At 50.8% G+C, this 1,519-nt stretch carries 2 pseudogenes; both read left to right on the top strand.

Annotated features, from left to right (window positions below):
• Positions 1-1,084 (top strand): annotated as a pseudogene (locus tag I8746_RS26795) (hypothetical protein); the annotation flags it as partial.
• A 2-nt stretch (positions 1,085-1,086) separates the two neighbouring features.
• Positions 1,087-1,519, top strand: a pseudogene (locus I8746_RS26790) (hypothetical protein); the annotation flags it as partial.

Raw genomic sequence — 1,519 nt, 5'->3', positions numbered from 1 at the left:
GGGGATGCTGTGGTTCAACATCTTATCGCTCAAGACGGCCTACAACAGCCTGCAGAAGAGCGATGCACCGGAATACACCCTGGGGTTCGCTTCATCTGTTTTCGGGGTGATTGGTGCAGCGGCGGCGACATTGGTCAGCGTGCGGGCAACGCATAAGGCCGTCATGCTGAGATTAAGTGCCACAGCGCCGGGCATGGCCTTTGGCAATGGGATTATCAAGTTCTTGAGTAGCAATTTGTTTGCGCGTTTAGCCGGATACCCGGCGATTGCACTGGGTTTTTTCGCGGACGGTACTAAGGCGCTACGACAGTACGAAAATGGTGATCTAACTGCAGCCGGTTACACTGTCGCGGGCGGGTTCACCATGGCTATTGGTTCCGCTGTCGTCCTTGAAGCAGGACTTGCAATTGCAGGCGTGACATCGGTTGTGCCCTTTGCCGGATGGGCCGCCGCTGCCCTTGTCCTCGTAGGCGTAGCCATCATCGCAGGAGGCCTCTACCTACACGCCAAGGCACATGAACGCCTTCACAGCCCAATAGAACTGTGGGCAGCACGTAGCATATTCGGCAATCGCATCAATGATGGAGAGTCGCACGCCGACATCAACTTGGACTTTGACAAGAAACTTCCTGCTTTCACCTCACTGCAAACAGAAATTAAGGCTTGGCACAATGAACATTACGGGCCCAAGCTACTATCCGCCGAGCAGGCCCTATCCCTGGGCATAACTAACGCCGACACCCGATGGCATCAGAATAACCACTGGTCGCCGCCAAATTGGACAGCTATCACACATAACGAAGTAGCCACCCCCCAACCAACCGTAGAGTTCACAGTGCTGCTGCCTGCATTCAGGCTAGGCGTAAGTGAATGGTCAGTAAGTTTGAGCTCCGTCCGTGACAACCACGGAATTGACGTTTTTCCAATCAGCCCGACCGGCCACCTCGTAGATGCTGGCTTAGTTCTACATTTCGAAAACACCCTCGCCAACCAAAATCATGTCTCACTTCATCTAACCTACAACGCCAATCAAGGCTTGGACGAAGACAATGAGACCCTGTCAACTTTTCGTCTGGAGCGCTGACCATGGCAACCATCTGGATATTCAACTCAATGTCAGACTCTGGACACAAGCCCTCTATCACAGGGCAACTATTAAGCTTATCCGACACCATTTTATGCTTAAGGAATCCATGGATCACAGACTCTGTCTTCATGGGGAAGCTGTATTGCGCGATAACTGTTCTGTCAATTGCCGGCTTTTACCCATATTTACTATCCAGGGATATATGGCGCATGTACGAAACCGCTCCATTATTAGCGACTGGATTCTTGCTTATGCCTTTCACTTTCCTACCTTTCCTCATTTATCGGATATATTTCATAAAACGCTTATCAATTTTCTGCTTCAATCGATCAACCCAAAAAATCTACTACCAACGTTTGAGCAAGGTACTCGTATTCGAATGGGCCAACACCGGAGGTGGCATTTTCAAGCGCACCGAATACGGCGGCTCAT

The sequence above is a fragment of the Pseudomonas sp. USTB-Z genome, from assembly GCF_019691255.1.
Classification (GTDB): domain Bacteria; phylum Pseudomonadota; class Gammaproteobacteria; order Pseudomonadales; family Pseudomonadaceae; genus Aquipseudomonas; species Aquipseudomonas alloputida.
This window is presented reverse-complemented; position numbering and strand designations above follow the sequence as displayed.